Here is a 25,171-nt window from a genome sequence, read left to right as displayed (position 1 = left end):
ACCTGGTAGTGTTTCCTCATGGATGTAGTGTTTAAAGTAGACTTTATTCACTGACAAACCGTTGGAAACACCATTCTTTTTACGTAAAAATCACATAGTCAGCCCTTCAGGCCAAATAACATCCGCGTCAGTTTAAACGGTCGGATCAGCAACGTGTAGATTGCTACGCAGACCAGCAAAGACGAGAAGCTGACGAGCAGAAAACCATCGTATACGCCAGCCTGCGTTCGGGTCAGAACGTAATAACCGATCAGCACGATGACAGTCTGATGCAGAATATAAAACGGATAAACCGCTTCGTTCAGGTACGGCAGGACCGGGCGACCGTTCCAAACCGGGTTCCGGTTCAGATACCGGTAGCCATAGCCCACCGTGGACAGCACCGAAAACCAGGTTACGCCGATCCGGTCAAAGCTGTACAGGGTAATCAGCCAGCGGGAACTGTAGATGGCCTCACGGCCCAGTATATACGGGGCTGCGTACATTACCAGGGTGCATAACAGCGTAGCAACCAGAAACCGACGGCGTTGGTCGGTTAACGTTTGCCAGAAGCTTCGTCGGCTGATCAGCACATACCCCAGCCAGAACAGCAGCAGGTTTTTCATAAAATACGCCCAGTCGTTGATGAGCGCATGGGTTTCGTTAGGAAAGAAGCCACCTAATATCACGTCGTTCAGGAGCAGGAAGACTACCAGCCAGAGCGCGCCACCCGGACGGGCGATGAGCCGGCCAATTCGGTCGATGAAACGCTGCCCCGTTTCGCCCTTCAGCCAGCGGAACACCGGAAGGCTGATCAGTGAATACAAAAACAGGTACGCCACAAACCAGAGATGGTGCCAGCTGAAGGCCCCTCCCAATCCTTTTTCCTGATATACCTGAAACTTGAGCACTTCGGGATAAAACTCGCCATAGCTGCCCGCAAATCGGCCGCGGAACAGCCATTCGATGTAAATCTGGGGTGGTACAATCACGAACATCCCAAACACGAGTGGTACGAACAATCGCCGAAACCGCTCGCCCGCGTAGGCTCCCAACGAGCGGTTTCGCAGGGCGAAGTACGTACCACCACCCGAAATAAAAAACAACAGGGGCATCCGCCAGAGGTGAAGCCAGCGCATAACGAACTCCATCGGTTCGCTGTGCTTCGGGCTTTGGATATGCCAGCCCCAGGAAACGTAGATCATGCCGGTGTGGTAAAACAGCAGGGTCAGAATGGCAATGACCCGTAGCCAGTCGAGGTCGTGTCGGCGTTGGGCGGAGGTTCCGGGGGATGGGGTCAGGGCAGAGGGTGTAGGGTATGGTACGCGGGATGCAGAAGGTCGCATAAGCATAGGGGTTGATCTGATGCCCAAAAGTGGCCCCTGCATAGCCCTAAAGCCCTATCTGCCGACAACAATGAAGTTCGCGCCGACCGGGACGAAGTCAACTCACCGATAAACTGTTCCCTATGCCCTCACCCTCTGCCCTGTATCCAGCCCCTAACCCCCTAACCCTCTGCCCCGAGCCCTACGCCCCCTGCCCTAACCCCTTCGCCCGATACTGCGCGGGAGTCTGACTCGTCAGGCGCTTGAACGCCGTATGAAAAGCCGAGGGTGAATTGTAACCGACCCGCTCCGCAATTTCGTCGATTTTCAGGTAAGCCGTAGCCGGATCGTTCAGCAGGCATTTGGCTTCGGCAATGCGGTACGTGGCCAGCCAGTCGAAGAAATTCTGCCCCAGCCGGTCGTTGAGCAGTTGCGACAGGTGATGTGGGCTGGTGCCAAGTCGGTCGGCCAGTTTGGGTAGCGACAGATCACTTTCCAGGTACGGTTTTTCGGCTTCGAGCAAGCGCGTCAGTTTTTCCAGCACCGCATTTTCGATCTCTTCCGACAGGGCCGATTTTTCGTATTTCTTCCGGGGTTCCAGAATCGGCGGATCGACGTCTGCCGCAGCAGTTTCGGGCTGGAGCGGCTCAAGGCTGAAAAAGTTTGAACCCCGCATAATCAGGTAACTGGTCGTGTAGATGATTCCGGTGACGTAGCAGGCCAGAATGTAATCGCCCAGGTCTTCGTAATAATTCGGCTTGATGACGCTGATGACGATCGGAAAGGAAACATTCAGCAAAGTCAGATTACGCAACTGACCGAGCCGCCCCGACGACCACCCAAAGAAATTCCCGCCCGTCTGTCGGTACATCTGCCAGACAACAAGGCCCGCCCAGATTCCGTAGATGAGGCAGCTGAGCAGAGTCATTTCCGTCACATAATCGCGCAGGTGGGTAAAGTCCGACGCGATGTAATCGTCCGAGTGTACATACGCCAGTTCCGGATGGTAGGCATGGATGTAGGAGTTGTACTTAAACTCGATGGGCTGGTAAAACCAGGTAATCGAATCAACGGCCCAGATACCAAACGGAACCAGGTGCCAGCCCCAGCCCCGCGGAAGCCGGTGATGAATACGGGCAAAGACAAAGAAGAAATACAGGGGCCCTACCGTAAAATTGAACGGCTCCGAAAAATCGATCAGTTCCAGGAGCCCAAACATGTAGTTCGTGTAGCAGAGGAAAATTTCGGTTATAATGGCGGATATGGCCAGCATGAACAGCCCCAGGCACCGGTTGGCAACCCTCTCCCTCCGCTCACCGGTCAGAAAAAACACCCCCAGAAACAAGCCCTGCGCGATCCCCAGCAGAATAACCAGGGCGAACCAATCGAGGTGGACAGGTTGTGTTTGCATCGGTAGTCAATTACGGCACGTAAGATAAAAAAAAGACCCATACGGTTCAGGAATCGCACGGGTCTAACTACTGGCAAACCTAACTTTACTATCGAATGTCGATCTCGAAGGGCAGCCGCATCTGAATGCCTTCCATCGTTTTAAGCTTTTTAAGATACGTTACATACGGTGCCAGCTCACCCAGTTGAGCCTGAATTTTGCTTTCTTCATTGCCCGACAAAGAGCTCATAAACTGCTCCAGAAAAGGCTTTTTTCGGGGCTGATATCTCAGTTTGTAATCGCCGTCTTTAAGCTTCGCCGACTGAGCCGCCAGCTTGATGGCATCTTCCAGACCGCCCAGTTGATCCACCAGCCCAATGGCTTTCCCCTGACTACCGGTCCAGACGCGCCCGCCCGCGATGGCCCGGATGCTGTCGACCGGCAGCTTTCGTCCGGCAGCCGCTTTGCTGGTAAAATCCGTATAGATTCGCTCGGTCGACCGCTGCATAGCCTGCTTCTGAAACGGCGTCATTTCGTGTGTAGCCGCCGGAAAATCCGCATTTTCGTTGGTTTTCACCCGGTCGTAGGTCACACCAAGCTTATCTTTGAAGAAGGTTTCGGTATTGAACAGGAGCGCGAATACCCCAATGGAGCCTGTAATGGTATTGGGTTGCGCCACAATCTTGCTACACCCCATCAGCATATAATAGCCTCCCGAAGCCGCATAGTCGGACATGGAGCCGATCACGGGTTTCGCTTTTTTGGCGAGTTGCACTTCGCGGTACATCACGTCGGAGGCCAGGGCGCTGCCGCCACCCGAGTTCACCCGCAGCACGATGGCTTTCACTTTATCGTCGAGCCGGGCTTTGCGCAGCTCTTCGGCAATGGTTTCGGAACCGATGCTGTTATCCCCGTTTTTACCGCCGTGGATATCGCCCGAGGCTATGATTACGGCAATCCGATTCGAACCGCTGCCTCCCGTTTCGTCGCTTTCCGAGCGTTCGTATTTATCGAGGGATACATAATTGATTTTCTTTTTCTCTTCGATGCCCAGTTGCTTCCGGATCACGCTTTCCAGTTCATCTTCGTAGCCAACGTGGGTAATCAGGTGTGTCCGTAGCGCATCCGAAGGTTTCTGAATCACCAGTTTATCAGCGTAGTACTTCAGCGAATCGACCCGCAGGTTGCGGCTCTGGGCCACCCGTACCAGCATGTGATCGTTGATCGAATTCAGGAACGACGTCACCTGGAGCTTGTTAGGATCGCTCATGTCTTCGCGCACAAACGGCTCGATGGCACTTTTGAACTCGCCCACCCGGAAGATTTCGGGTTTTACGCCCAGTTTATCGAGGGTGCCTTTGAAGAAGGTCAGCTCTGCATTGAGGCCGTTCCATTCCAGTTCACCGGCAGGATTCAGATAAATCTTATCGGCTACCGACGCCAGGTAATAGCCTTTTTCGTTCATCGACTCGGCGTAGGCATAAACGAATTTTTTCGATTGTTTAAAGTCGATCAGGGCATTCCGGATTTCTTCGAGCGAAGCCCAGCCCGCTGCCGGATCTTCGGTTCGCAGATAAATACCACGGATATTGTCGTCTTCTTTGGCGTCCCGGAGCGTCTTTCTGAGTTCAACCAGCCCAATGGCATCTCCCGATGTTTGAATGGGACTTAAATTACCGAATGGGTTCTCGCTGCTCCGCTCTTCTACGGGTTCGTCCAGGTTAATTTTCAGAACGGAATTCGTGCTGATGACCGGCTTGCTATCCGACGACGATAAGGCAGCGCCTACGCCCAGCAGCAGTAGAAAGCCGATAAATGAAAATAATAGCAGGCCTACAATCGTGGCCAGCACATACTTAAGAAACTGTCGCATGAATAAAAAAAGAGTAATAGGCCTCTGGTTACCAGGCCATATACAAAGATAGCCCGGAAGCAGGTTTCCAGGCTATAAAAATGTTAAATGCGTAAAAATTACGGACGAATGGTTGAAAAGCGTAGGGGTTAGGGCAAAGGGGTAACTACTACTTCCTATGCCCTGTACCCTTACCCCTACCCACCACTACATCAGTTTGTAGTCGTTGATCGACGCCTGAATGACTTCCCAGGCTTCGGCCTGACCGTAAATATTAGCCAGTTCCATCACGGCTGGTTCTTCGGGCAGGGTTTTGTAGGTCAGGAAGTAATGCCGTAGACGCTTTACGACCGCTTCGGGCAGTTGGCCCAGTTCCGTAAACTGACCATACATAGCATCGCCTTTCAGTACGGCAATGATTTTATCGTCGGCTTCACCTTTGTCGATCAGCCGGAATCCACCGATCGGGATGGCCTGCAGGATGATATCGCCGTGGGTAATTTCGCGCTCGGTCAGCACACAGATGTCGAGTGGATCGCCGTCACCTTTTTCGATTATTTTACCCGCTTTTTCGGTGGCCAGTTTGGCAATTCCTTCACCGCAATAGGTCTGAGGAACAAAGCCGTACAGAGCCGGCAATACGTTGGAATATTGTTGAGGCCGGTCGATTTTCAGATAGCCCGTGGCTTTATCGATCTCGTACTTCATGGTATCGGTCGGTACGATTTCGATGAATGCCGTCACCACCTGAGGGGCCGCATTACCGATCGGGATACCGTGCCAGGGATGCGCTTTAAAATTACTCTTCATTCGATTTAAGAAACTGGTTGTATTTTGATTGTTTTTCGAGCTTTGTCGGTGTATCGGGCCACGGTTCCGAACCGTGGCCCGATACACCGACAAAGCTCGGTTTTATTTGCAAACCTACACAACTGGTTGATGTAGCGGGCTATTTTTCTCTAAAAATCCTACTTTTTCGGCCACCAGCTGATCCGTCGACCGGTTCAGGCTTTGCCGTACCAGCATTTCGCCCAGAAAACCCGCCAGAAATAGCTGTACGCCCAGTATAATCGCTACCAGCCCTAAAAAGAACAGCGGGTTGTCGGTAACATTACGAAATTTTACCCCCCTGGAAATATTAATTAATTTTTCGGCAATGAGCCAGATTGCCAGCACCGAGCCGATGAAGAACGACAGGGTACCAAACGTCCCGAAAAAGTGCATGGGGCGCTTACTAAACCGGTGAACGAAACCGATAACAAGCACGTCCAGGAATCCGTTGACAAAGCGTTCGAGCCCAAATTTAGTGGTTCCGTATTTGCGGGCCTGGTGCTGCACGGCCTTCTCCCCAATCCGCCGAAACCCGTTCCAGTTCGCTACAATCGGCAGATTGCGGTGCATATCGCCATAAAGGGCGGGCGCAATGACTTTCACGACTTTCTGCTTATAAGCTTTTAGCCCACAGTTGAAATCGTGCAGTTGCACACCGGATATCCAGCGCGAAACCGCGTTGAAGAGTTTGGTGGGCAGCGTCTTCGTGATCGGATCAAAACGTTTCTGTTTCCAGCCCGATACCAGGTCGTAGTTTTCCTGGGTGATCATCCGGTACAGTTCCGGAATCTCGTCGGGGCTGTCCTGCAAATCGGCATCCATCGTAATGACGACCTGCCCGCGGGCAGCCTGAAAGCCTGTTTGCAGCGCCATGGTTTTGCCGTAATTGCGGTTGAACCGAATGCCGCGCACATGGGGGTTACCCGCAGCCAGTCGCTCGATAACGCTCCAGGACGTGTCGGTGCTCCCGTCGTCGACAAACAGAATTTCGTAAGTGTAGGGCTGTGCCGTCACGACCCGTACAATCCAGTCGTGCAGTTCGGGCAACGACTCATCTTCGTTGTAAAGCGGGATCAGAACGGTTAATTGAAGTAATTCGGTCATGTACTGATTGATGAGGTTCAGTTTAGCACGTAGCTATAACGCGATCTGAACGTCATTAATTCTTAAGCCGCAAAGGTCGGAAGAGAATTAGAATATTAAGTAAAAATCCCGAAGCAGTGTCCGAAATTCGTCGGTGTAGGTACTGCCCGCCTGACTCTGGCCGTCCAGTTCGTAGATCGTCAGCTTATCTTCTTCGACTGGCTTTGGCGTCCATGAAAAGCCAGTCACCACCCGGAAGGCCGGTTTACGCGTGTTATGGCGTAGAAACAGGGTATGAAACGGAAACAGCCCAACGACAGATGCCTGCTCGGTTAGCTTTGTAGTTTCGTAGGGCGGCAGCAGCACCCACCATTGCCCATCGGGTGTCAATAACCGCGTAACGGCAGCCAGCAGGTCACCGAAGGAAAGATCGTCGGTATGCAGCGCCCGATTCACGGACGCGTCGGGCGAGCGCAGATGATTGGTATAAAACGGAGGATTCGTGAGAATCCGGTCGTAAACAGTCGGACCAGTTACTTCCTGAATGCGGGAATGAATCGCCTTGATCCGGGGGGCAAAGGGGCTGGCGGCTATATTTTCTTGAGCCTGACCGTAGGCCGAATCGTCAATTTCGACCGCATCGACGGTGGCCGTTAGGTTCCGTTGTGCAGCCATCAGCGCCAGCAGTCCGGTACCCGTGCCGATATCCAGGATGTGTTCTACCCGGCCGGTCGTCACGTCGGCGTAGGCGCCCAGCACGCAGGCATCGGTGCAGACCTTCATGGCCGTGCGATCCTGATGGATGGTGAATTGTTTGAAACGAAACATGAACCGGGATTTAACTGATTTTATTGATTAGCCTGATCAACGACATCCATAACAGAAAGTAAAGTCTGGATTTGGGTAAATCATAGTCAGTCAATATAATCAAATAAATCCCGGTTCAGACATTCTCTAGCTCCAGTCGCGGTCCGCGGAATCTTTGGTATTCCAGGTATCGGTGGGGGCAAACCAGGTAGCCCCTTTCCGGAGGAATTTTTTGGCAACTTCTTCATTGAGTTCGACTCCCAGACCGGGCTTTTCGGGTACGCGGACGAACCCTTTTTCCACGATCGGCTTCATGCCCGTCACCAGATCTTCCCAGCCCACGACGTCGACACCGTGGTGTTCGAGCGCTACGAAATTTTCGGTAGCAGCCGCGCAGTGCACATTCGCCATCATCGAAATGGGCGATCCGGCAAAGTGCATAGCCATCGGAATACCCTTTTCCTCGGCATAATCGCCGATTTTTTTCGTTTCCAACAACCCGCCCGATGTAGCCAGATCCGGGTGGATCATATCGATGGCTTTGGCGTCGATCAGCTTCATGAACCCTTCTTTCAGGTAAATATCTTCTCCCGTCAGTGTGGGTGTATCGATGGCATCCGAAATCTGTTTCCACTGGTCGGTGTAGAACCAGGGGACGAGGTCTTCGAGCCAGGCCAGCCGGAACGGCTCGACCGCTTTGCCGATCTGGATGGCGGTGTTGACATCGAAATGTCCGAAGTGGTCGGCGGCTAGGGGCGTATCATAGCCCACGATCTCGCGCACCTTCCCGACGTGTTCGGCCAGCCGGTCCAGGCCTTTCTTCGTCACCTGAATCCGGGTAAAGGGGTGCTTGGTGTTGGCATAGTTACCGAGTTTGCCGGCCTCCCGATCATTCCACTGCTGTTTTACGCTCCAATTGTTGGCGTTGACCAGCATGCCGGGCTGATCGGCCAGCATACCGATCCCGAAGTCCATTTTCAGGAACGTGTACCCCTGGTCTCTCCGCTTCTTCATGTTTTCGGCAAACCCTTCGTAGGTATTCGCTTCGGGTGTGTCGGCGTAGAGACGAATAAAATCGCGGTATTTGCCACCCAGCAGTTGATACGCGGGAACGTTGTAGGCTTTGCCTGCCAGATCCCACAGGGCCATCTCAACCCCGCAAACGCCACCGGCCGCCCGGCTGTGGCCACCAAACTGCTTAATGATTTTGAAAATCTGCTCGACGTTACAGGGGTTTTTACCCAGTATCCGGCTTTTCAGCATGAGGGCGTAGTTAGCGCTGGCTCCGTCGCGCACCTCCCCCCAGCCAATCAGCCCCTGGTTGGTGTCGATCCGGATAATCGGGCTGCTAAATGGCACTCCCTGCAATACGGCGATCCGCATATCGGTGATTTTCAAATCCGATGGTTTGGAATCGCGGGGTACTTTCTGGGTAATAAACTCCATTTCAGCCTCCGCATGGTGATCGAACAGCATACCCAGCGACAGGCCGCCCAGTGCGCTTTTCCTGAAGAAATCCCGGCGATCGGTCACCTGACTCTTCGGTTGACCAACGGGTTCGGCCGGTGAAGCGTAGCGCAAATGGTCAAGAATAGATTTTTTCATACAACTAAGGGAATAAGTAGGAATAAAGTAGTTCAGTGCCTGCGAGCCCTTCTGCTTTTAGCCAATTACTGTTTTATCGTACCCATCTTTTCGGCTACTGACCCATACAGGCCGCTGCTCAAAACGGTTCGAAAAAACATGACGAAGAAGGGTAGACCGAGTTTGGATTCCGTTAACTATGGCAAAACAAAAAACTGGCCGATTTCTACTTACTCAGTGGGATTACGCTTCTGATTACTATACTGCCCTGTAGGCTCACTAAGCACGAAAAGGGCAAAGTTTCTCCGAAACGGCCCGTGTAAGTGATCGACCCGGTGCTTCTATTTCCGGCCGAAGTCAGCCGGGTTTTCGCCCCAAACAGTAGTTTCCCATTTCAGAACGGGATTGGCGTATTTATGCGTCCGGAGCCAGGTTTCGGCCCGGTCGAGCAGGTCGAAGAGTTCGGCGTTGCGGGCTGTTTCCTCCAGTTTGGTGTTGGCTTTCTTTTTCTGCACCCAGCCAATGGCCGTGCGGGAGTCGGAGTAAACGGGTATGTTGCTGCCTTGTTGGTGCAGAAAGGCCAGCGCATGCACGATAGCCAGAAACTCACCAATGTTGTTGGTGCCGTCGGCATAGGGCCCCTTCAGAAAAAGCCGCTGGCGTGTTGCCAGATAAATACCCTGATATTCCATGTCGCCGGTAGCCGTGTTCCAGGCCGCATCGACAACCAGGCTATCCTGCACCGGCGATCCAACCAAACCGGTTATTTTTGACTGTTTACCAGCCGGCTTTGGCCCCTGACCGATATGAATGTGGGGCTTTTCGCTGAAGGCTTTTAAAGCCGCCGGTTTCGAATCGAATGCTTTGAAGAGGGGTTTGGCGAAGCCGTCAGTCTGTACTTTGGCATCGTCCCAGCTATCGTATACACCAGGTTTCCGGCCTTGCCAGACGACATAAAATTTTGGCTTTTTAGCGGGCATCAGGTATTCATTTTTGCAAAAATAGCACAGATTCATCCGTCACACTTCAAAAAAAAGGCATTCCAATGATCATTGGAATGCCTTTTTTTTGAAACGATGAAGACTACTGATTATTCATTTTTGCGAACGCCAGTCCAGACCAGGTAAAGCGTCAGCCCCGCCAATAGGCTCCAGGCCGCCGTCCGGGCCACGTGGAACGAGATGGGGGGCGGCATATCGACAACGCCGTTTTCATCGGTGATGGCTGGTTGTTTGACGTAACGCCCATCTTCAGACGGGATAGACCGGGCTTCAAATTCGTGTGCCAGTCGGTTCAGGCCCAGGGCCAGTTCCAACCCATGAACGGAAACGCCATGTCCGGTTCCTGCCGCATGCGGATTGAGGTTATTCAGCTTGAGCACCGACTGTTTGGCGGCCTGCCAGTCGCAGGTGAAATAGGCCGGTGGCCCGTGGAACTCTTCCCGCTGGGTTGCCACGGCCGACAGCGCATTCTGATTCGTGGTGACAAATGCATCCCCGGCAATCAGTGTCCGGTCTTTATCCCGGAACAGCGAAATATGACCTGGTGCGTGGCCGGGCGTATGAATGGCCCGCCAGTCGGGTAGCTCCGGAATGGCCCCATTGTCGGCAATCACCTGAATACGGTCGCCAAAGTCGCTGGGACCGATGGGAAAAATCCACGACATATAGGCCATACCGCCCCCGCCGATGGCTGGATCAGGTGGTGGGTAGCTCGATTTCCCCTGCAGATACGGCAGTTCAAGCCGGTGGGCGTATACGGGCACATCCCATGTCTCCAGCAGGGTCTTGAGCGAACCGGTATGGTCGGCGTGGCCGTGGGTCAACACGATGGCCTGTGGTTGCGTACCTTCGCCAAAGAGCTGTTCGGCCTTCTTCTTAATCGATCCGGCATAACCAGCCAGGCCCGCATCGACCAGCACCCAGGGATTGCCCTCGCCGGGTTGGCCAATAAAAAAAACGTTGACAAACAGGGTTTTTAGCCCGGCGACATCAGGCGTTACGTCGTAGGGCGATGCTAACTGAGTATCGACCGGTAATTCGAGTTCGCTTTCCATAATGGTTGAGATTTTAGGGCTCAACCCATGGAGCGGATCGAATGTTCAGCATAGTGCGCCTGTGGCCCTGAACTTAGCTACGTTCTTCCCACACCTGAGCAACGTTTACAATCACCTCGACGGCCTTCTGCATATCCTGCACCGACACCCATTCCAGCCGCGAATGAAAGGCGTGTTCGCCCGCAAAAATATTCGGGCAGGGCAGCCCCATGAACGACAGCCGGGAGCCATCGGTACCGCCCCGAATGCTGCGTCGTTCGGCCGACAGACCGGCCCGGCGGATGGCTTCGAGGGCGTTCTCCACAACCGCCGGATGCTGATCCAGTACCTCTTTCATGTTGCGATATTGCTCTTTAACCGCGAACTGAGCCGACGAACCGGGGTAACTGGTCAGCACGTCGTTCAACTGGTTGTGCAGGTACGTTTCTTTTTCCTGCAAACCCACCACCGTAAAATCGCGGATGATAAATTCGAGTACGGCCTGATCCTGGTTTCCTTCCAGACGCGTCGGATGCACGAAACCTTCTTTCTCATCGGTCGTTTCGGGCGAGAGGGCGTTTTTAGGCAACGACGCCAGGAGATCGGCAGCTATTTTCAGCGCATTTTCGAGTTTGCCTTTTGCAAAGCCAGGGTGCGTGCTGACGCCATGGATGGTGATCCTGACGGCGTCGGCCGAGAATGTTTCGTCTTCGAGCGTGCCAAGTGCTTCGCCATCGATGGTATACCCGAAATCAGCGCCCAGCTTCGGCATGTCGACTTTTTCGGTGCCCCGGCCCACTTCTTCGTCGGGAGTAAACAACAGCCGAATCGGTCCATGCTTCACGTCCGGATGGGTTAGCAGGTAATGTGCGGCATCCATAATTTCGGCAACGCCCGCTTTGTTGTCAGCCCCGAGCAGCGTGGTACCACTGGCGGTGATGATGTCGTTGCCCAGCTGGTGCACCAGATCAGGATGGTCGGCGACGCGGATCACCTGGCTGGGGTCGTCGGGAAGGCGAATGTCCGTACCGTCCCAGCGCGGGTGAATCATGGGCTTCACGCCCGCGCCCGTTACGTCGGGCGAGGTATCGACGTGCGAACAGAAACAGATAGTCGGCACGCTGGCCTTGTCGGTATTGGCCGGAATGGTCGCGTAGACGTACCCCCACTCGTCGAGTTCGGCGTCTGCAATGCCCATGGCGAGCAGTTCCTGAACCAGTACGCGGCTCAGATCTTTTTGTTTTTCCGTGCTCGGATTCGTTGTCGACTGCGGGTCCGACTGCGTATCGATCTGAACGTAGCGCAGGAAGCGCTCCACGGCGGTAAACTGGTAATGTTCCATTTGACGTTGCCTGATTGATCAGGTTATTTTTTTACCGGCTCGATCATATCCCAGAGGTTGCCGTATAAATCGGCGAAAACGGCCACGGTGCCGTAGGGTTCTATTGAAGGCTTCCGGACGATGGTAATTTCCTGGTCCAGCAGATGCTGATAATCCCGCTCGAAATTGTCGGTATGCAGAAACAGAAAGACCCGACCGCCGGTCTGGTTGCCGATCCGGCTTTTCTGTTCGTCAGTAGCCGCTTTGGCCAGCAGCAATCGGCACCCATCCGAGCCCGGAGGGGCCACCACTACCCACCGTTTGGTTTCGCTCATCGGCGTGTCTTCGATCAGGGTGAACCGTAGTTTGCGGGTATAAAACGCGATGGCTTCGTCGTAGTCGCTGACGACCAGCGCGATCTGGGCAAGTTGCTGTTTCAAGCGCTTAAGGTAGAAGAGAAGCTAAATCGGCGGGTGAGTAATTCACGCTTTTGAGGGTTTTATGGTCCGCATCGCGATACACCAGAAACTTACCGTCCGATTCGATAAAATGACACGGAACCCCTTTGTTCTGGTACTGCGCCACCGTCGCTTCGGCTTCGGCCACGGTCTTGCAGGCTTTACTCATATTGGAGCGCTGCACCTCATCGAACAGCGCCTTGAACCGATCGCCCAGACCAAATTCCAGCACGGCCCCCGACAACACGTACTGTAAATCGCAGAGCGCGTCGGCAACGGCCACCAGGTCGTTTTCGGCAATGGCCTCGCGCAGTTCATCGAGCTCTTCGGCCAGGAGCGAAACCCGCAGCTGGCAACGGGCTTCCGACGGAATTTGGGGCGTTTCTAAAACGGGAGCATGAAAGGTGCGGTGAAATTCCGCCACCTGATTCAGCGAATCGGGTTGTTGCATAGTAGGGAGTGAAGAGTGAAAAGTGAAAAGTGAAGAGTAAAGTCTAAGACTTAAACCCTATTCTTCACTTTTCACTCCTCATTCTTCACTATTTTTAGTTTTCTTCTTCGCTGGTAAACGAATAGAGGGTGTTGTCAAGCGAGAGGGTATTTGCCTTAAAATGGCGGATGAAGTTTTCGATGACCTCATCGGTAATTTCGTCGACATTCAGGCAAACATCCAGCGCAATGCCGAAGTCGGATTCCAGGTCTACTTCGACGTGCTCCTGCACTTTGATCGTCTCGGTTTCCTCGATCTCCTCGATGATTTCCGTCAGCGCGGTTTCGGCCTCTTCTTCCAGCTCGGGCGAGATTTTGTAATTGAGGGCCCGCTCCTCCGGGGGTACGTATTCCGGGTAGGTTTTTCGGACCTGCTCGACCCCCATTTCATACACCAGACTGCTGTGGTGAAGCCGCAGGGTGTAGACCAGGGTATCGAAAATTACCTCCTGCCCCTGATACTGGCCCGGAAACTGGATATGCACGCATTCCCCTTCCTCCAGGGTGTCTAAATCATCGTCTTCGACATAAACGAATGATTTACCTTCCTGCTGGCACTCTTCTTTGAGTGCACTGATTTCCTCCGGGTCGTACCCTTCGTTTTTGTAGTTTGCCATAGGGCAAAGCTAATGGATAATGAGCAATGAAGTATGGAAATTGTGAGAACCGGCAATCCCCTCCCGCTCGTTTCGTTACCCCGCTTTGCGCAAATCCGAGTGGTTATCAGCGTGTTTTTGGCGAATCTTCGGCGTTGGTTACCACCCTGATTCCACAAAAAAACGCTGCCGTGGTCGACCACGGCAGCGTTTTATCGGATTGGGTCTGATTGGCTTATCGTTTGACGAACCGTTGCCGAACTACCTGACCACCAGCAGTCTGGATCTCGATCACGTAAACGCCAGAAGGCAGATTCCGCACATCGACGGTTTCCATAACTCCCGTCTGACTGAGCACTTCCACCCCGGCGATAGTATAGATCCGGATACCGCTAAGCTGACTGCCATCCAGGCGTATGTTCAGCACATCCGTCGTTGGATTTGGGTATACCGTCATCGACACCACCGGCTGGGCATCATGCCGGATGGCAATGATCCGCGAGAAGTTTGCTTTACCACCCTGATCGACCTGCCGGAGCCGGTAGTAGAACAGATTCGCCTGCTTGCCCTCCTCATCGATGTACTGATACGACTGGTTCGTCGAGCTGGTACCCTTACCGGCTACCCGGCCGATGGTCTCAAAGCTTTTGGCATCGCTGCTGCGCTGGATGTCGAAATGATCGTTGTCTTTTTCCCAGGCCGTCACCCAGTTTAGCTGATTCCCTTTGGGCTCGATCCACTGCCCCTGGAACAGGACCAGGTCTACAGGCATGGGTCCGAGGTTACCCGGTGCGATCGTCAGGGTATAATCTTCTACTTCTCCATCGCTAGCTACCCCCGTCGGATTGGCCACCTCGTCGGCACTGGAAGCTACCCGGAAGCGCATAAACGTGGTACCCGTCGTGAGGCCAGTCAGGTTATTCCAGTACAGTTGCACCTGCACCAGGCTCCCATCCTGATTATACGGAACCGTCGCCTGTGCGCGCTCATCGGGATCAAATACGCCGTTCCTGTTGATATCGATCCAGCCACTTACCGTCGCGTTAGCTCCGGTCTGGTTGCGAAGGGAAAGTACGGCACTGCACGACGTGCTGCTGGTGGTCAATACCGGCGACTTCCACAAGCCAGTTTCGTCGTCGAAGCGGAACGGACTGGGAAAGCCATCGGTCGATAGCGCGTCATCGCCGGTCGCCTGTGCCGTGGGCTGTCCATCGGCTTCCGCATCGACATTCCCGGCTATCAAGCCATCCGACAGGCAAAGTTTTGTCGATACGTCATTGTAGATATGGCGGGCACCGTTGCTGCCCAGCAGGGTACCGTAACTGTCGGGGGCATCCCCGAAATCATATTGCGGCTCCTCGATCATCAGCGTATAATCTTCAACCGAGCCGTTGCTGGCGCTACCCGTTGGATCGGCTACTTCGGCCGCATCGGTGGCTACCCGGAAGCGGGCATACGTTCGTCCGACGGTTAAGCCGCTCAAGCCCGTCCAGGTCAGCACGACGTTTCTCGTGTCGGGATTGATAACCGCCTGAGCACGTTCACTGGCGTCAAAAACGCCATTTCGGTTAAAATCCACCCAGCCGCTCAGCATGGCGTCGGCCCCAGACGTATTCAGCACATTGACATTAGCGCTGAATACGGTTTTGGCAGTCGACAGGCGGTACGGAAACCCAACTGAATTTTCGCCCGCGTCGCCGTCGGCCAGGGTAGTCGGCTGCCCATCATCGTCGGCGCTGCAATCCAGCGGTCCCAGGAGCATGACGTTGTTGTTGATCATGTGTCGGGCGCCGTTGTCTTTCAGGAACGTACCGTAGCATGCCGGCGCGTCACCGAAATCGAATTCATCTTTTATCTGCACCCGGTAATCTTCCACTTCCCCATCGCTGGCCAGCCCGGTCGGATTGGCTACTTCGTCTGGATTCGTCGCGACCCGCAGGCGCGCGTAGGTCCACCCGGCTGTCTGGCCACTGAACCCCGTCCAGACCAGGGTAACGTCCGTTCCGTTGTAATGAATCTGATTGGGCGTCGTTGGCACCACCGCCTGCGTGCGCTCATTGGGGTCGAATACGCCGTTCTTGTTAATATCGATCCAGGCGCTTACCGTGGCATTTTGCCCTGAATTATTGTATACCCGAATTTGCAGCGAGTATTTTTCCCGCGACACACATACCGCCGGAAACTCTTTGACCAGCCCGTCCTCGTCGCTCTGCCCACTGACCAAATTTCCATACTGATCGTGGGTGTCGTCGCCGTCTGCCTGGCTATTGGGTTGCCCGTCGGGTTCTGTATCATAGGCGCTTCCCAGCCCACCGCCCAGATACACCCGGGAGAACCCGATATGACGGGGGCCATTGCTATTGAGCCGGGTGCCGTAGCTATCGGGCGCATCTCCAAAATCAAATGACTGAGCCTGCCCCCGAAATCCAGTGGCTATGGTAAAAAACAAGGTTAACCAAAGCAGAGGATAACCATAGGATGGTATTCGCAGGAAAAATGGTAGAAAAGAAAAGCGAATGTATTGAGACATAACTGAAGTTGAGGGAGAGTAGAGGTAATCGTTCAGGTCTGGCAGACCGTATCAGACGGTCTGCCAGCTGGTATAAGGATGCGTAGTCGTATATTATCTATTAGCTCTATTGATAATATGGTGTATATGCGTAGACGTAGCTATGATTTTTTCCGGTAGAGTAGATAATAAGTTGTTAAAAGTGCTTTTTCCTATTCACTGATACAGACTCCCCTTCTGAATATTCGTCACCTTTTAGCGAACATATAGCCTAAAAAACGGCGGAAATTAATTAAGCGGTAGGTAATAGGTGTTAAATAAGCTATCCTGATACCGTTTTCGGATAAAGATTACCTTATATGTTCAGATCGTGGCTTAAATAGGTATTATTATATATAGGTTGTAACATAGCCTAACCCCAGGATAGGGTACTCTACTTGATGGCGGGTGTGTAGCTGGTCGTTTGCCAAAAGGTTTTATTGGCAACATAACGAGCATAAAAAAAGGCGTGAAAAACACGCCTAAGACTTGCATCCGTTATTGTATCAGTATCGCATCAGGTATTTTATTCACCTGTTATACGCCGGATTGATGTGATTTTCGAACTGATTGCGACAGATCTCTCCCCGGATTACAGGCAAAAGCCCCGCACTCAGTCCGAAAAATAACATCAATTCGGGCCTATTTGACGAATAACAATTCCCGGTATTTCACCAACGGCCAGTCTTCGTCATCTACGATTTCTTCCAGTTTATCTACTTCGTACCGGATAATGTCGAAGTGGTCTTTTACTTCGGTTGCATAAAGCCGGGCCCGTTCGGCAGTGTCGGTTATATTGTTGGCCTTTTTGCGCGACTCGGTCATAGCCTCTACGCCTTTCTTGATCACCAGCACACGGGTCGAGATTTCACGCAGGAGGTCTTTGATCGGTTCGGCTTCCGCGGCCATGCCCAGCTCGACCAGATTCCGGGCGGTCTCGGCCAGGTTGTTCTGGTATTTGATCGCCGTCGAAACGACGTGGTTCATCGCCAGGTCGCCCATCACCCGCGACTCGATCTGCACGTTTTTGATATACTTTTCGAGTTCAATTTCGTAGCGGGATTCTACTTCGGCGTGGTTCATAACCCCCGTCCGCTCAAACAAGGCCAGTGACTCGGGCTGCACATAGACCCCCAGCGCTTCGGGCGACGATTTGATGTTCGACAGACCGCGCCGGGCGGCCTCTTCGACCCATTCGTTCGAATACCCGTTTCCCTCGAACAGAATCCGTTTGGTGTTGGTGTAATATTCTTTCAGGATATCGACAATTGCCAGTTCCTTCTTTTCACCCCGCGCCAGGCGCGCATCCACGTCCATTTTGAAGCTATTCAACTGATCGGCCACGATGGCATTCAGCACGGTCATGGTCGAAGCCGAGTTAGCCGAACTACCGACGGCCCTAAACTCAAACTTGTTGCCCGTAAACGCAAAGGGTGAGGTACGGTTCCGGTCCGTGTTGTCGCGCATCAGGCTTGGAATGCGGTTCAGCCCCAGCTTGTAGTAGACATTGTCCCCTTTGTTGACCGTCACTTCCGACTTGGTTTCCAGGTCGTTGAGTGCCTGCGTCAGCGATTCGCCCAGAAAGATCGAAACGATAGCGGGCGGGGCTTCGTTGGCACCCAGCCGGTGTTCGTTTCCGGCGGAGGCAATGCTGGCCCGCAGCAGGTCGGCATTATCATGAACCGCCTTGATGACATTGACCAGAAACGTCAGAAAGCGCAGGCTTTCTTTGGGCCGGGTGCTGGGCGCCAGCAGGTTCACCCCCGTATTGGTGCCCATCGACCAGTTGTTATGCTTGCCGCTGCCATTGACACCCGCAAACGGTTTCTCATGAAAGAGTACTTTCAGATTATGCTTTTCCGCAATTTTCTCCATCAGGTCCATCAGCAGGGCGTTGTGATCGATGGATAGGTTGACTTCCTCGAAGGTCGGCGCCACTTCGAACTGACCCGGAGCCACTTCATTGTGCCGCGTCCGGACGGGTATACCCAACTTCATCGACTCGAACTCAAAGTCGACCATAAACGCGTTGACGCGGGGCGGAATCGAACCAAAGTAGTGATCTTCAAGCTGTTGCCCGCGAGCGGGTTGATGGCCAAATACCGTTCGGCCCGCCAGCACCAGATCCGGACGGGCGTAGAACAGCGCCCGGTCGACAACAAAATACTCCTGCTCGGGTCCGAGCGTCGGAATAACTTTGGTGATGTTGCGGTCGAAATACTGACAAACGGCCGTAGCAGCTTTATCCAGGGCATTCAGCGCTTTCAGCAGCGGGGTTTTGTAATCGAGCGCTTCGCCGGTATAGGAGATGAACACCGACGGAATGCACAGGGTCTTACCGCCCGCGCCGTTGTCCATCAGGAATGCCGGCGACGAAGGGTCCCAGCCCGTGTAGCCGCGGGCTTCGAAGGTGTTGCGCAGGCCACCGTTCGGAAAAGACGAGGCATCAGGTTCCTGCTGGACCAGCGCGCTTCCTTTAAATTTTTCAATGGCTTTGCCGTCAATATTGATATCGAAAAAAGCGTCGTGCTTCTCGGCGGTTTCACCCGTTAGTGGCTGAAACCAGTGGGTGTAGTGCGTGGCTCCCTTCGAGGTGGCCCACGACTTCATGGCACCGGAAACTTCATCGGCGATCGCGCGGTCGATCTGCCCATTGGTACTGATCGCTTCGGTCACCTTCAGGTAAGCCTCGGGCGAAAGCAGCGTCCGCATGACTTCGTTATTGAATGTATTGCTGCCGAAAAAATCACCAACGCGCTCGGTTGGCGCGGCCACCGGCATAGCCTGACGATTCTGCGCAATTTCGAGCGCTTTAAACCGATAATTTAACATCGATACGGTTCAGGGTTTTAGTTGAAAAGTTAGCCAAACATAGATAAAAAGCAGGAAAGGTTTAACTGGAAATAAAAAAGCCCGACCACTCACATGATCGGGCTTTAAACAGGAATAATTTATCTTACGCCGTTTCCAGGACATCAGCCGACTTAACGGTTTTGATGATGATAGCCGCTACTTTATACGGATCGGCCGCCGAGTTAGGGCGACGGTCTTCCAGCCAGCCTTTCCAGCCGCGCTCTACCGTAGCGATCGGAATTCGGATCGAAGCGCCCCGGTCCGAAATACCGTAGGAGAACTGATCGATCGACTGAGTTTCGTGCTTACCGGTCAGCCGTTGCTCGTTGTCGGCTCCATAAACGGCGATGTGCGCTTTGATGACGTCTTTCGGAGCGAACGCTTCGCAGATTTTCGAGTATACTTCTTTGCTACCCGCCGTACGCAGCGTGGTGTTGGAGAAGTTGGCGTGCATACCCGAGCCGTTCCAGTCGGTAGCGCCCAGCGGTTTGCAGTGCCAGTTGATTGAAATACCGTATTTTTCCCCAATACGCTCCAGGATGTACCGGGCTACCCAGATCTGGTCGCCAGCTTCTTTAGCGCCTTTGGCAAAGATCTGGAATTCCCACTGCCCCGTAGCTACTTCAGCATTGATCCCTTCTACATTCAGACCCGCGTCGAGGCAGGCATCCAGGTGTTCTTCGATGATGTACCGACCGTAGGCATTTTGTGCGCCAACCGAGCAGTAATAAGGCCCTTGTGGCCGTTTGGGAAAGCCTTCGGCCGGGAAACCCAGCGGCTTGTCGATGCTCATGTCCCACAGGAAATACTCCTGTTCGAAGCCGAACCAGAAGTCATTGTCATCATCTTCAATCGTAGCGCGACCGTTCGACTCGTGCGGTGTCCCGTCTGCGTTCAACACTTCACACATGACAAGGTAGCCATTCTTACGCTGCGGGTCGGGGCAAATAAACACCGGCTTCAGCAAGCAGTCCGATGAACCACCGGGTGCCTGTTCGGTCGAAGAACCATCGAACGACCACATTGGGCAATCTTCCAGTTTCCCCGAAAAATCGCCTTCAATTTTAGTTTTGGAACGCAGGCTTTGGGTGGGCTTGTAGCCATCGAGCCAAATGTACTCTAACTTCGACTTTGCCATGTTAACAGTGGATTGAATTGTATATGGGGTTTTGCTAGTTTACTTTCAGCAAATATAATGTGGCTTTACAATAAAATATGAATGCCAGTAAATCCTTTGACCGTATTTTTTACTGTTTTTGTGGAAATATTATAATTTTAATTCGTTTGGTACAGTAATTTCCAACATTTCTGGATATTTTTTATTACTTTATAATATGCCCGCTTATTAATAAATTAATGTATTAAATGGCACTTTATACCTCATCGACAGGCACTAAACATAAAAAAAACGGACTTTTCCTGAAAAAGACCGTTTGTCCTGATTCACTCTGATCGTTACGTTGATGACCCAGCTTTACCCGCTCAAAAACCGGGAATCAGGTTGGTTTTGAAAAGCTTGATGGCGATCGCCAACAGAATGATCCCGAAAATTTTACGCAGCACTTCCAGCCCGCCGGGCCCCAGCCGGGTAGCCAGCCAGCCCGACGATTTCAGAACCAGGTAGATTAGCACGAGGTTGAGAATGATGCCGACGATGATATTGACGGTCTGGTATTCGGCCCGTAGTGAAATGATGGTAGTCAGCGTACCAGCGCCGGCAATAAGCGGAAAAGCGATCGGGACAATATGGGTTGCTCCTCCGGTGTTGACTTCCGACTTGAAGATGGTACGGCCCAGAATCATTTCCAGACCGATCAGGAAAATGATCAGTGCTCCGGCCACCGCAAAGGACGCTACGTCGACCCCGAAAAGGCTCAGAATTCGTTCGCCTACGAACAGAAAGGCCACCATCAGCGCTCCCGATACCAGCGTCGCTCGTTCCGACTCGATTTTACCGGTCTTCTGCCGCAAATCGATGATAACCGGCAATGAGCCGACAATATCGATGACTGAAAACAAAATGAGCGTAACCGAAACGATTTCTTTAAAACTGAGCATATACGTATCACAAACTTTAGTCCGCATCGAACATACGGACAAAAGTCCGTGCTGCCTTACCGGTAGGACCGTAAAAACTCTTTTAAGGTTCCGATCTCTTCATCGGTGATGGCCGGAAAATTCGCGATCCGGAAGGTGGTACTCTTCCAGTCGCCATAGCCATTGCCGAGGGTGATGCCCGCCTGCTGGGCGGCTTTTTTAACCCGACTAATGTCGGCCTCTGCACCTTCGACGGCAATAACCGTGTCGGAGCGGATGGCGGGGTCTGCATTGAGCAGGTTGAATGGCGATTGCTTTAGCTCCTGCTCGAAAAAGGCATACCAGTCGGCCGCACGACCTTTTATACTGGCGCTGACATCGGCAATCGGCGCTACCTGCTGCAGTACGCGCCGGAGCAGGTAGATACCCAGGCCGTTCGGGGTGTAGGGTGTCTGGTATTTCGAGAAATTGTCGTGGATGAACAGCAGACTGTTGTAGTGGGCATTCTCGCCGATCTGTTCGGCTTTCTCCAGAGCCGCGGGCGAGTAAATCAGTATGGCCAGCCCGGCCGGTAAGCCAAAGCACTTTTGCACCGAAGCAAACCAGACATCGGCCAGGGTCCAGTCGAACGCAACCCCCGCCATCGACGAAACGGCATCTACGGCAATCAGGCCCGAGAAATCCCGCCGAAACTGCGCCATAGACTGCATATTCACCTGCGTACCGTTGGAAGTTTCGTTCTGCACCAGGCACAGCACGTCGGCTTCGCTCAGGCTGGTGGGGGGCTTGATCCGGTAGGCATATTCAGCCCATTTCTTTCCGAACGCGCCACTGTACGGATGCAGGCTGGCTTCGTCGGTCAGCGACTGGGCGATAATTTCCCAGCATTCGGTGGCCGACGACACGAAAGCAATGTGATAGTCTACCGGAATGGCGAGTTTTTCGTGAAGCAGTAGAATCGCTTCTTTCACGATCTCCATAAACCCCGGGCTTCGGTGGTTCAGGCTCACAATGCCCTGCTGCACGGCTTCAGCCGCGTACGCAGCAACTTGTGGGTAAACTTTCGACGGGCCGGGGTAGAAGGTGATCATTGTTTAATGGATAATGTAAAATGAAGAATGGATAGTGGAGAACGGGGCTACAGAATCTTGTCCATTATAAATTATACATTATTCATTTTACATTGTTCATTATTCATTTTACATTATCCATTATTTATTAAATATCTGACCGCCATTTCGTAGCCCATCAGGCCTAATCCGACGATTACACCTTTGCATTTGGCCGACAGGTAGCTATGATGCCGGAAGGCTTCCCGGGCGTGTACGTTCGAGATGTGCACCTCCACCGTTGGGGCGGTCACGGCCGCCAGGGCGTCGGCAATGGCGATGGAAGTATGTGTATACGCCCCCGCATTGATCACGATACCGTCTACGTCGAAACCCAGCTCGTGAATTTTGTCGATCAGTTCACCTTCGTGATTCGACTGAAAATACCGAAGTTGCACGTCGGAAAACTGCTCTTCCAGCGTTTTCAGGTAATCGACAAAGGATCGGTTCCCGTAAATTGTCGGTTCGCGCTTGCCCAGCAGGTTCAGGTTCGGGCCGTTGATAATGAGAATTTGTTTCATTTTGTAATGGATAATGTAAAATGGATAATGAATAATGGGGTTTTGAGCCAGTGCTGCCGTTGCACATTATTCATCATCCCTTATCCATTATTCATTAACCTTCTATGTGGCAAAGTTATATAAACGCATTTAAGAACTACCTGAAGCTCGAACGATCGCTGGCCGAAAATTCGGTGGAAGCCTACCTACACGACGCCGAAAAACTTCATGAATATATTCTGCTGACCGAGCCCTCGCTGACGCCCATGACCGTGACGGAGAAGGAGTTGATGAACTTTCTGGCTTACCTCGGCGAACTAGGCTTGTCGGCGCACAGCCAGGCCCGGATGTTGTCGGGGCTGAAGTCGTTCTTTAAGTACCTACTGCTCGAAAGCCTGATTCAGCACGACCCTACGCAACTGCTCGAAGCCCCGAAGCTGGGCCGTAAGCTGCCCGACACGCTCAGTTTCCCGGAAATTGAAGACATGCTGGCGGCTATCGATCTCTCGACGCCCGGCGGCACCCGCGACCGGGCCATGCTCGAAATGCTGTACAGTTCCGGTCTGCGTGTATCCGAAATGCTGAACTTACGGTTGACGAACTGCTTTTTCGATGCGGGGTTTCTTCGCGTGCTGGGTAAAGGCGATAAGGTTCGCCTGGTACCCATCGGCGAAGATGCGATTCACTACACGCGGGTGTATGTCGACCACGTTCGTCGTCAGCTGGAGGTCAAGAAGGGCGATGAAGATACCATTTTTTTGAACCTGCGGGGCAAACAACTCTCGCGCATTTCGGTGTTTACGACCATCAAAAAACTGGCTGCCGAGGTAGGCATCAAAAAGACGATCAGCCCGCACACCTTCCGCCATTCGTTCGCCACACACCTGATCGAAGGCGGGGCCGACCTGCGGGCGGTGCAGCAAATGTTAGGACACGAATCCATCACGACCACTGAAATCTACACCCACCTCGACCGCGATTACCTCCAGCAAACCCTGAAAGAATATCACCCAAGAGCCAGAGGGAAGGGTGTGGGGCATAGGGCATAGGGGGAAGGGAAAAGATCAAGGCTGACTGCCTTCCCCCTATGCCCTCACCCCTATACCCTTACCCCTCTGCCCTCACCCCATTTCCCCATGCTTACCTCACAAAAACATCTATTTAGTCTCCCCGAAGGGATTCACTACTTAAACTGTGCGACCCGCGCTCCGTTCAGTCGTGCCGTCGAGCAGATAGGTCATGAGACCCTGTCCCGACAGGCCAATCCGTTTGGGCTTCGTCCCGACGATTTCTTTACCGATGCGGTCCGGGTGCGGAATTTGTTTACGCAACTCATCCAGGGGCAGGACCCCGACCGGATAGCCGTCATCCCCTCAGTTTCGTACGGCATGGCGGTCGTTGCCCGCAACCTGCCGCTGAAACCGGGCCTTCGAAAAGGACAGCGGATCGTGCTGATCAGTGAAGAATTTCCGAGCGATGTGTACGCCTGGGACCGGGTTAGCACGGAATTAGGCCTGACAATCACGACTATCGGCATGCCCGACACGTTTCCGAAAGGTTCGGTCTGGAACGAACGGCTGCTGGAGGCTATTACGCCCGATACTGCCCTGGTCGTAGTTCCGCCCGTCCACTGGATGTACGGCATCCGCTTCGACCTGGAAGCCATCGGGCAGCGGGCCCGGGAGGTCGGTGCGTGGCTGGTCATCGATGGTACGCAGGCCATTGGTGCTTTACCGTTCGATCTGACCGCCATTCAACCCGATGCGGTTGTCTGTGCGGGCTACAAATGGCTGATGGGTCCGTACTCGCTGGGGCTGGCTTATTTCGGTCCGGCATTCGATGAGGGCGTGCCGCTGGAAGAAGGCTGGATGAACCGGCTGGACAGCAATCAGTTTCATCGGCTGATGGATTACCAGCCGGCTTATCGGCCAAAAGCGTATCGGTATAACGTGGGCGAACACACCCATTTTCTGCAAATGCCCATGCTGGAAGCATCGTTGACCCAGCTCCTCGACTGGCAACCGGTCCGCCTTCAGGAATATGCCAAAAACTTATTGGCGAATGCCTGGCCGCTGCTGGAACAGCTTGGCTGTCAGCTGGAACCCGAGAATGGCAACCGGGGGCGTTCACATCACCTGGTTGGGCTGTGGCTCCCCAGCCATGTCGACCCCATGACCGTTCAGCAGGCATTGCAGGCGGAGAACGTATCGGTTTCGGCACGGGCACGGGTCCTGCGCATCGCTCCTCACCTCTACAACACCCCCGACGATGTCGACGCACTCGTGCGCGTACTGACGAAGGTGGTGTAGGGGCATCGGGGGAAGGGCATGGGGCATTGAGTAAGCAAGTAGACCATCTCTAACCCCGCTGCCCT

The 25,171-nt window shown here is 53.3% G+C and carries 21 protein-coding genes; 2 read left to right on the top strand and 19 right to left on the bottom strand.

All coding sequences use genetic code 11. The features are described 5' to 3' along the window. Positions 1-98: 98 nt before the first annotated feature. The 19 genes from ACYVC2_RS24915 to aroQ all read right to left on the bottom strand — a co-directional run bounded on the left by ACYVC2_RS24915 (position 99) and on the right by aroQ (position 22,818). Positions 99-1,325, bottom strand: a complete 1,227-nt coding sequence (locus ACYVC2_RS24915; protein ID WP_461106891.1) for an acyltransferase family protein — start codon at positions 1,323-1,325, stop codon at positions 99-101. 181 nt (positions 1,326-1,506) lie between these two features. Next, positions 1,507-2,715 (bottom strand): helix-turn-helix domain-containing protein, encoded by a 1,209-nt coding sequence (locus ACYVC2_RS24910; protein WP_461106889.1) that lies wholly within the window; start codon positions 2,713-2,715, stop codon positions 1,507-1,509. A gap of 88 nt (positions 2,716-2,803) precedes the next feature. Then, a complete protein-coding gene (gene sppA / locus ACYVC2_RS24905; RefSeq protein ID WP_461106887.1) occupies positions 2,804-4,567 on the bottom strand; it encodes a signal peptide peptidase SppA in 1,764 nt (587 codons plus the stop codon). A 186-nt stretch (positions 4,568-4,753) separates the two neighbouring features. Next, positions 4,754-5,356, bottom strand: coding sequence for an inorganic pyrophosphatase (locus tag ACYVC2_RS24900; RefSeq protein ID WP_461106885.1), 603 nt, complete (start codon positions 5,354-5,356; stop codon positions 4,754-4,756). 114 nt (positions 5,357-5,470) lie between these two features. Then, positions 5,471-6,481 carry a glycosyltransferase family 2 protein gene (locus tag ACYVC2_RS24895; protein WP_461106883.1) on the bottom strand — a complete coding sequence of 337 codons (1,011 nt, stop codon included), beginning with the start codon at positions 6,479-6,481 and terminating at the stop codon, positions 5,471-5,473. A gap of 87 nt (positions 6,482-6,568) precedes the next feature. Beyond that, positions 6,569-7,288, bottom strand: a complete 720-nt coding sequence (locus ACYVC2_RS24890) for a tRNA1(Val) (adenine(37)-N6)-methyltransferase (protein WP_461106880.1) — start codon at positions 7,286-7,288, stop codon at positions 6,569-6,571. Positions 7,289-7,414: 126 nt separating this feature from the next. Then, complete coding sequence (locus ACYVC2_RS24885; RefSeq protein ID WP_461106878.1) at positions 7,415-8,872, bottom strand: mandelate racemase/muconate lactonizing enzyme family protein; 1,458 nt, start codon at positions 8,870-8,872, stop codon at positions 7,415-7,417. 320 nt (positions 8,873-9,192) lie between these two features. Beyond that, a complete protein-coding gene (locus tag ACYVC2_RS24880) occupies positions 9,193-9,831 on the bottom strand; it encodes a ribonuclease H1 domain-containing protein (protein ID WP_461106876.1) in 639 nt (212 codons plus the stop codon). A gap of 110 nt (positions 9,832-9,941) precedes the next feature. Continuing rightward, positions 9,942-10,907, bottom strand: a complete 966-nt coding sequence (locus ACYVC2_RS24875; RefSeq protein ID WP_461106874.1) for an MBL fold metallo-hydrolase — start codon at positions 10,905-10,907, stop codon at positions 9,942-9,944. Between the two features lie 73 nt (positions 10,908-10,980). Beyond that, positions 10,981-12,228: a peptidase T gene (gene pepT / locus ACYVC2_RS24870; RefSeq protein WP_461106872.1), complete on the bottom strand. Its 1,248-nt coding sequence runs from the start codon at positions 12,226-12,228 to the stop codon at positions 10,981-10,983. 23 nt (positions 12,229-12,251) lie between these two features. Then, entirely contained in the window at positions 12,252-12,647 is a 396-nt protein-coding gene (locus tag ACYVC2_RS24865) for a VOC family protein (RefSeq protein ID WP_461106871.1), read from the bottom strand. 4 nt (positions 12,648-12,651) lie between these two features. Next, positions 12,652-13,116 (bottom strand): pyrophosphohydrolase domain-containing protein, encoded by a 465-nt coding sequence (locus ACYVC2_RS24860; RefSeq protein ID WP_461106869.1) that lies wholly within the window; start codon positions 13,114-13,116, stop codon positions 12,652-12,654. Positions 13,117-13,210: 94 nt separating this feature from the next. Then, positions 13,211-13,771, bottom strand: a complete 561-nt coding sequence (locus tag ACYVC2_RS24855; protein WP_461106867.1) for a hypothetical protein — start codon at positions 13,769-13,771, stop codon at positions 13,211-13,213. Between the two features lie 214 nt (positions 13,772-13,985). Continuing rightward, the gene (locus tag ACYVC2_RS24850; RefSeq protein ID WP_461106865.1) at positions 13,986-16,199 is read right to left on the bottom strand and encodes a GEVED domain-containing protein; all 2,214 of its coding nucleotides are present in this window, start codon (positions 16,197-16,199) and stop codon (positions 13,986-13,988) included. Between the two features lie 741 nt (positions 16,200-16,940). Then, positions 16,941-19,130 (bottom strand): glutamine synthetase III family protein, encoded by a 2,190-nt coding sequence (locus tag ACYVC2_RS24845; RefSeq protein WP_461106863.1) that lies wholly within the window; start codon positions 19,128-19,130, stop codon positions 16,941-16,943. A gap of 124 nt (positions 19,131-19,254) precedes the next feature. Beyond that, on the bottom strand, positions 19,255-20,289 hold the full coding sequence (locus tag ACYVC2_RS24840) for a glutamine synthetase beta-grasp domain-containing protein (protein WP_461106862.1): 1,035 nt from the start codon (positions 20,287-20,289) through the stop codon (positions 19,255-19,257). A 344-nt stretch (positions 20,290-20,633) separates the two neighbouring features. After that, entirely contained in the window at positions 20,634-21,209 is a 576-nt protein-coding gene (locus ACYVC2_RS24835; protein ID WP_461106860.1) for a MarC family protein, read from the bottom strand. A 56-nt stretch (positions 21,210-21,265) separates the two neighbouring features. Next, on the bottom strand, positions 21,266-22,279 hold the full coding sequence (locus ACYVC2_RS24830; RefSeq protein ID WP_461106858.1) for an aminotransferase class V-fold PLP-dependent enzyme: 1,014 nt from the start codon (positions 22,277-22,279) through the stop codon (positions 21,266-21,268). A gap of 113 nt (positions 22,280-22,392) precedes the next feature. Beyond that, complete coding sequence (aroQ, locus tag ACYVC2_RS24825; protein WP_461106856.1) at positions 22,393-22,818, bottom strand: type II 3-dehydroquinate dehydratase; 426 nt, start codon at positions 22,816-22,818, stop codon at positions 22,393-22,395. Between the two features lie 104 nt (positions 22,819-22,922). Between aroQ and xerD the strand changes: the two genes are divergently transcribed. Together xerD and ACYVC2_RS24815 are read left to right on the top strand one after the other, a co-directional pair. After that, complete coding sequence (gene xerD, locus ACYVC2_RS24820; protein WP_461106854.1) at positions 22,923-23,846, top strand: site-specific tyrosine recombinase XerD; 924 nt, start codon at positions 22,923-22,925, stop codon at positions 23,844-23,846. An 87-nt stretch (positions 23,847-23,933) separates the two neighbouring features. Further along, positions 23,934-25,106, top strand: coding sequence for an aminotransferase class V-fold PLP-dependent enzyme (locus tag ACYVC2_RS24815; protein ID WP_461106852.1), 1,173 nt, complete (start codon positions 23,934-23,936; stop codon positions 25,104-25,106). Positions 25,107-25,171: the final 65 nt, after the last annotated feature.

The organism is Spirosoma koreense (assembly GCF_054777875.1).
Note: the sequence above shows the minus strand (reverse complement) of the source record. Positions and strands in the feature narration are given on the sequence as shown.